The sequence below is a fragment of the Streptomyces sp. NPDC051172 genome (assembly GCF_040682555.1).
Taxonomy (GTDB): Bacteria; Actinomycetota; Actinomycetes; order Streptomycetales; family Streptomycetaceae; genus Streptomyces.
In genome coordinates, this window is record NZ_JBFBBE010000109.1 from 24,094 (window position 1) to 30,323 (window position 6,230).

A 6,230-nucleotide genomic window follows, 5' to 3' on the forward strand; every position below is an offset into this window, starting at 1 on the left:
GTTGGGCCGTGCGTCAACCCGTGAAACCGATCCTGCGCAGGACGTCCGCGGCGTCCCGGTCCAGCAGCACCGCCGAGCCGACGCCTTCGGGCAGGTCGCCCCGCTCGACCGCGCGGATCAGCCGGGCCGCTGCCGAGCGGTGGCGCAGGAAGGCGTAGCGCGAGACGCCGCGGCCGCGCTCGCGCTGGCCCTCCAGGGCCGTGCCGGGCGGGACGTCGAGCAGCAGCAGATGCAGGGTGCCGCCGCGGCGGCGGGCCTCACGGGTCAGCCAGCCGCGCACCCAGGCCTGCGTACCGCAGTCGTGCACGACGACCCCTTCGCCGCTGCGCAGGGCGCGGCGCAGTCCCGCGTAGTGGGCGAGGCGGACGAGGGGCCGGTAGAGCACGTAGGGCAGGAAGCGAGGCGTGCGGGCCTCCCAGCGGTCACGGGCGTCCTGGGAGTCGATGCGGATGCCGCGGACCGCGCGCTCCATCAGCGTGGACTTGCCGCTGCCGGGCAGCCCGGTGATCACCACCAGGTCGCGGGGGCCGAAGAGCAGGGCGTGCGGGCTGCGCCCCGAGCGCTCGCGCAGGTCGCGGACCACGGGTGCCGGGCGGCCGCCGCACACATCCCCGGCCGGGGCCGCCGCCGGCTGTTTGGGCAGCCCGACGGCCGAGGTCGTGGCGTACACCGTGGTCCTGTTCACCGTGATCGTCCTTCCTGGGGGTCAGGAAAGCTTCTCCCCACTCTTTGTAAAGGGAAGGTAATGCACGGTGTCTCGCAGTTGTGTTCGGTTCCGGCCACAGCCCAGCCACAAAGAGGAGGTGCCAAAGAGGAGGTGCCAAAGAGGAGGTGCCGAGGAGGAGGGGGCGCGTGCAATGATGTGCGCGCAACTGCATACCGGCCGTTTGAATCCGCGCGGGAGAGTCCCGGCAGCAGAGTCTGCCGGGCGCCGAAGGAGCAAGTCCCTCCCTTGAATCTCTCAGGCCCCGTTACCGCGCGGGCGAGGCACATCTGAAAAGCGGGCCACCGGATCCGGTGGCCCCACCCAAGGTGCAAGCCATGACTTCATGGCGAACCTCTCAGGTTCCGATGACAGATGGGGAGGAACGACCTCGCCCGTCATGCACTCTGCCTGGGAGACGACCGTCCGATGAGCAGCACCGAACCCCGTCACACCGCGCTCGATGCCCTGCATCGCTCGCTCGGCGCGACGATGACCGACTTCGCTGGCTGGGACATGCCCCTGCGCTACGGCTCCGAGCGCGACGAGCACCTCGCCGTGCGGACGAAGGCCGGGCTCTTCGACCTCTCCCACATGGGCGAGATCACCGTCACCGGCCCGCAGGCCGCACAGCTCCTGAACTTCGCCCTGGTCGGCAACATCGCCTCCGTCGGCGTCGGCCGCGCCCGCTACACGATGATCTGCCGGGCCGACGGCGGCATCCTGGACGACCTGATCGTCTACCGGCTCGGTGAGACCGAATACATGGTCGTCGCCAACGCCTCCAACGCCCAGGTGGTGCTGGACGCGCTGGTGGAGCGTTCGGCCGGCTTCGACGCCGAGGTGCGCGACGACCGGGACAACTACGCGCTGATCGCCGTGCAGGGCCCCAAGTCCCCCGGCATCCTGGCCTCGCTCACCGACGCCCACCTCGACGGCCTGAAGTACTACGCCGGCCTGCCCGGCACCGTCGCCGGCGTCCCCGCCCTCATCGCGCGCACCGGCTACACCGGCGAGGACGGCTTCGAGCTGTTCGTCGCCCCCGGTGACGCCGAGAAGCTGTGGCAGGCGCTGACCGAGGCGGGGGCGCCCGTCGGGCTGGTGCCCTGCGGGCTGTCCTGCCGGGACACCCTGCGCCTGGAGGCGGGCATGCCGCTGTACGGGCATGAACTGTCCACCTCGCTCACGCCGTTCGACGCCGGGCTCGGCCGGGTGGTGAAGTTCGAGAAGGAGGGCGACTTCGTGGGGCGCGAGGCGCTCCAGGAGGCGGCCGCCAGGGCTGCGGAGAACCCGCCGCGCGTCCTCGTCGGCCTGGTCGCCGAGGGCCGCCGGGTCCCGCGCGCCGGGTACGCGGTCGTCGCGGGCGGCGAGGTGATCGGCGAGGTCACCTCCGGGGCCCCCTCGCCCACGCTGGGCAAGCCGATCGCGATGGCCTACGTCGACGCGACGCATGCGGCGCCGGGCACCGAGGGTGTCGGCGTGGACATCCGGGGCAGTCACGAGCCGTACGAGGTCGTGGCGCTGCCGTTCTACAAGCGCCAGAAGTAGACACTGACCGAGACTGGGCGAGGGGGGCTCCGTCCCCGGACGTGACCCCGCGCACATTTTCGCTGCTCACATGCGTTTTCCGCAGTCCCCCATTCATCAGCACTCCACCGCGTACAGGAGAATTCAGGCCATGAGCAACCCCCAGCAGCTGCGTTACAGCAAGGAGCACGAGTGGCTGTCGGCCGCCGAGGACGGCGTCTCGACGGTCGGTATCACGGAGTTCGCGGCCAACGCGCTCGGCGATGTCGTCTACGCCCAGCTTCCCGAGGTGGGCTCCGCCGTGACCGCGGGCGAGACCTGCGGCGAGTTGGAGTCGACCAAGTCGGTCAGCGACCTGTACTCCCCCGTCACCGGTGAGGTCACCGAGATCAACGAGGACGTGGTGAACGACCCGTCCCTGGTCAACTCGGCCCCCTTCGAGGGCGGTTGGCTCTTCAAGGTCCGCGTCACGGAGGAGCCGGCCGACCTGCTCTCCGCCGACGAGTACACCGCCCAGAACGCCGGCTGAGGAGCCGTAGACGCATGTCCGTACTGAACACGCCCCTGCATGAGCTCGACCCGGACATCGCCGCCGCGGTCGACGCCGAGCTGCACCGCCAGCAGTCCACCCTCGAGATGATCGCCTCGGAGAACTTCGCGCCGCTGGCGGTGATGGAGGCGCAGGGCTCGGTCCTGACCAACAAGTACGCCGAGGGCTACCCCGGCCGGCGCTACTACGGCGGCTGCGAGCACGTGGATGTCGCCGAGCAGATCGCCATCGACCGGCTCAAGGAGCTGTTCGGCGCCGAGTACGCCAACGTGCAGCCGCACTCGGGTGCCTCCGCCAACCAGGCCGCCCTGTTCGCGCTGGCCCAGCCCGGCGACACCATCCTGGGCCTGGACCTGGCGCACGGCGGCCATCTGACCCACGGGATGCGGCTGAACTTCTCCGGCAAGCAGTTCCACGTGGTCGCCTACCACGTGGACGACTCAGGCCTGGTCGACATGGCCGAGCTGGAGCGGCTGGCCAAGGAGCACCGCCCCAAGGTGATCATCGCGGGCTGGTCGGCCTACCCGAGGCAGCTGGACTTCGCCGCCTTCCGGCGGATCGCGGACGAGGTCGGCGCCTACCTGTGGGTGGACATGGCGCACTTCGCCGGCCTGGTCGCCGCCGGGCTGCACCCCAACCCGGTCGAGCACGCGGACGTGGTCACCTCCACCACCCACAAGACGCTGGGCGGCCCGCGCGGCGGCATCATCCTGGCGAAGAAGGACTTCGCGAAGAAGCTCAACTCGTCCGTCTTCCCGGGCTTCCAGGGCGGTCCGCTGGAACATGTGATCGCGGCGAAGGCGGTCTCCTTCAAGGTCGCCGCGAGCGAGGAGTTCAAGGAGCGGCAGCGGCGTACGGTGGACGGTGCGCGCATCCTGGCCGAGCGGCTGACCGCGGACGACGCCCGCGAGGCCGGGGTGAACGTGCTGTCCGGCGGCACCGACGTGCACCTGATCCTCGTCGACCTGCGGGAGTCGGAGCTGGACGGGCAGCAGGCCGAGGACCGGCTCCACGAGGTCGGCATCACGGTCAACCGCAACGCCGTCCCCAACGACCCGCGCCCGCCGATGGTCACCTCGGGCCTGCGGATCGGCACCCCGGCCCTGGCCACCCGCGGCTTCACCGCCGAGGACTTCGCCGAGGTCGCCGACGTCATCGCCGAGGCGCTAAAGCCGTCGTACGACGTCGAAGCGCTCAAGGCCCGGGTCAAGGCCCTCGCCGACAAGCACCCGCTGTACCCCGGCCTGAACAAGTAGTTCCCTGGTGGGGGCGCCCGACGACGTGTGCCCCCACCCTTTTCGGAGGAGTTCCCGTGGCCATCTCGGTCTTCGACCTGTTCTCGATCGGCATAGGCCCGTCGAGCTCCCACACGGTGGGACCGATGCGCGCGGCCCGCATGTTCGCCCGTCGCCTGCGCAACGAGGAGGTGCTGGGCTCCGTCGCGTCCGTCCGTGCCGAGCTGTACGGCTCCCTGGGCGCGACCGGCCACGGCCACGGCACTCCCAAGGCGGTACTGCTCGGCCTGGAGGGCGCCTCGCCGCGCACGGTGGACGTGGAGCGTGCCGACGAGCGGGTGGAGGCGATCAAGTCGTCCGGCCGGATCCGGCTCCTCGACGAGCACGAGATCCCGTTCTCCTTCGACGACGACCTGAAACTGCACCGCCGCAAGGCCCTCCCGTACCACGCGAACGGCATGACCCTGTGGGCGTTCGACGCCTCGGGTACGGAGCTGCTGTCGAAGACGTACTACTCGGTGGGCGGCGGCTTCGTCGTCGACGAGGACGCGGTCGGCCAGGACCGCATCAAGCTGGACGACACGGTGCTGAAGTACCCCTTCCGCACGGGCGACGAGCTGCTGCGCCTGACCAAGGACACGGGCCTGTCCATCTCCGCGCTGATGCTGGAGAACGAGCGGGCCTGGCGCACCGAGGACGAGATCCGCTCGGGGCTCCTGGACATCTGGCGGGTCATGCAGGCGTGCGTGTCCCGCGGCATGTCCCGCGAGGGCATCCTGCCCGGCGGTCTGAAGGTGCGGCGCCGGGCCGCGGTCTCCGCCCGCCAACTCCGCGCCGAGGGCGACCCGTTGGCGCACGCCATGGAGTGGATCACGCTCTACGCGATGGCCGTGAACGAGGAGAACGCGGCGGGCGGCCGCGTGGTCACCGCCCCGACGAACGGCGCCGCGGGAATCATCCCGGCCGTCCTGCACTACTACATCAACTTCGTGCCCGGCGCCGACGAGGACGGAGTCGTCCGCTTCCTGCTGGCCGCAGGCGCGATCGGCATGCTCTTCAAGGAGAACGCGTCCATCTCCGGCGCCGAGGTCGGCTGCCAGGGCGAGGTCGGCTCCGCCTGCTCGATGGCGGCGGGCGCGCTCGCCGAGGTCCTCGGCGGCAGCCCCGAACAGGTCGAGAACGCCGCGGAGATCGGCATGGAACACAACCTCGGCCTCACCTGCGACCCCGTCGGCGGCCTCGTCCAGATCCCCTGCATCGAGCGCAACGGCATGGCCGCGGTGAAGGCGGTCACGGCGGCGAAGATGGCGATGCGCGGCGACGGCTCCCACAAGGTGTCCCTGGACAAGGTCATCAAGACGATGAAGGACACGGGCGCGGACATGAGCGTGAAGTACAAGGAGACGGCCCGCGGGGGCTTGGCGGTCAACATCATCGAATGCTGAGGATATAGGCCCTGAACAGCGCGTTCGTATCTTTCGGCGCTGTCAGGGCCTTCCCTGCTTACGCGACGGAAAGTCCCCGGAATGTCCCTGGGACAGACGTGAAAGTCCCCGAAAAGTCCCCGGGAAATCTCACGGGATGGGCGTCTGGCCTGGGGGGCGTGCTCATCCACGCCGCCCTTGCGGACCGTCGTCTCGCTGACCTGGGCCGCCCTCGCGACCGCCCGGATACCTCTGGCCCCACGATCCGAGCCTCGGCCCCCATCATCATCAGCCGCTGCCGCTCGTCCCGATGCGGGAACAACACCCCGAACCTCACAGCAAGTTGACCACGAACCTCATCCGAGTCACCCATCCCAGACCAACGAACCGACCCACGCGAAGCAATACCTTGGCTCTCAACGAGCCCTTAATCGTGAACGGCGGCGCCGCTGAACCATTCGCGTGCCACCGCTTCACTACGAGGGCTAAGCGGAGTCACGAAGACGACGGCGAGGCGCCTGATGGCCCGGGAACAGCAGACGTAGAAGAGGTTGCGGGAGCGGGCGGCCCGTTCTTTGCGGTGGTCGTCTCCGGTGAGCATGCGGTCGACGTTGAACTGGTTCCATGCACTGTCGTCGATCATGACCACGACGTTCTCGAACTCGTCGCCCTTGACGCCGTGCTGGGTGGAGAAGGGGGTGTGTCAACTTAACGGCTGATCTTGGTTGTTGATGGTCAGTTGTTGCTCGGAGTCAGGCGGCCCTCGAAAGCGATCTGGAACGCGTTCAGGG

Annotated in this window: 6 protein-coding genes, 1 pseudogene and 1 riboswitch; of the genes and pseudogenes, 4 read left to right on the plus strand and 3 right to left on the minus strand. The window is 69.5% G+C overall.

The annotated features are described in order from the left end of the window. Window positions 1-13: 13 nt before the first annotated feature. Window positions 14-685: an AAA family ATPase gene (locus tag AB0N07_RS40215; protein WP_365844006.1), complete on the minus strand. Its 672-nt coding sequence runs from the start codon at window positions 683-685 to the stop codon at window positions 14-16. A gap of 203 nt (window positions 686-888) precedes the next feature. Continuing rightward, a riboswitch (glycine riboswitch) is annotated at window positions 889-987 on the plus strand. A 145-nt stretch (window positions 988-1,132) separates the two neighbouring features. On the opposite strand from AB0N07_RS40215, the gene gcvT reads away from it, so the two are divergent. The 4 genes from gcvT (at window position 1,133) to AB0N07_RS40235 (ending at window position 5,460) form a co-directional block, all read left to right on the plus strand. Then, a complete protein-coding gene (gene gcvT, locus AB0N07_RS40220) occupies window positions 1,133-2,251 on the plus strand; it encodes a glycine cleavage system aminomethyltransferase GcvT (protein WP_365844008.1) in 1,119 nt (372 codons plus the stop codon). A 130-nt stretch (window positions 2,252-2,381) separates the two neighbouring features. Further along, complete coding sequence (gcvH, locus tag AB0N07_RS40225; protein WP_099931447.1) at window positions 2,382-2,759, plus strand: glycine cleavage system protein GcvH; 378 nt, start codon at window positions 2,382-2,384, stop codon at window positions 2,757-2,759. Between the two features lie 14 nt (window positions 2,760-2,773). Then, on the plus strand, window positions 2,774-4,036 hold the full coding sequence (gene glyA / locus AB0N07_RS40230; RefSeq protein ID WP_365844010.1) for a serine hydroxymethyltransferase: 1,263 nt from the start codon (window positions 2,774-2,776) through the stop codon (window positions 4,034-4,036). A 56-nt stretch (window positions 4,037-4,092) separates the two neighbouring features. Beyond that, a complete protein-coding gene (locus AB0N07_RS40235; protein WP_365844012.1) occupies window positions 4,093-5,460 on the plus strand; it encodes an L-serine ammonia-lyase in 1,368 nt (455 codons plus the stop codon). A 173-nt stretch (window positions 5,461-5,633) separates the two neighbouring features. Here AB0N07_RS40235 and AB0N07_RS40240 read toward each other — a convergent pair. Then, window positions 5,634-5,812, minus strand: a pseudogene (locus AB0N07_RS40240) (ISAzo13 family transposase); the annotation flags it as partial. 54 nt (window positions 5,813-5,866) lie between these two features. Beyond that, a complete protein-coding gene (locus AB0N07_RS40245) occupies window positions 5,867-6,082 on the minus strand; it encodes a hypothetical protein (RefSeq protein ID WP_365844014.1) in 216 nt (71 codons plus the stop codon). Between the last annotated feature and the right edge of the window lie 148 nt (window positions 6,083-6,230).

What these genes read in the sequence shown, in the direction of transcription:
- gcvT (WP_365844008.1), top strand. Translation starts at nt 1,133, where the DNA reads ATGAGCAGCACCGAACCCCGTCACACCGCGCTCGATGCCCTGCATCGC.
- gcvH (WP_099931447.1), top strand. Translation starts at nt 2,382, where the DNA reads ATGAGCAACCCCCAGCAGCTGCGTTACAGCAAGGAGCACGAGTGGCTG.
- glyA (WP_365844010.1), top strand. Translation starts at nt 2,774, where the DNA reads ATGTCCGTACTGAACACGCCCCTGCATGAGCTCGACCCGGACATCGCC.
- AB0N07_RS40245 (WP_365844014.1), bottom strand. Translation starts at nt 6,082, where the DNA reads ATGATCGACGACAGTGCATGGAACCAGTTCAACGTCGACCGCATGCTC.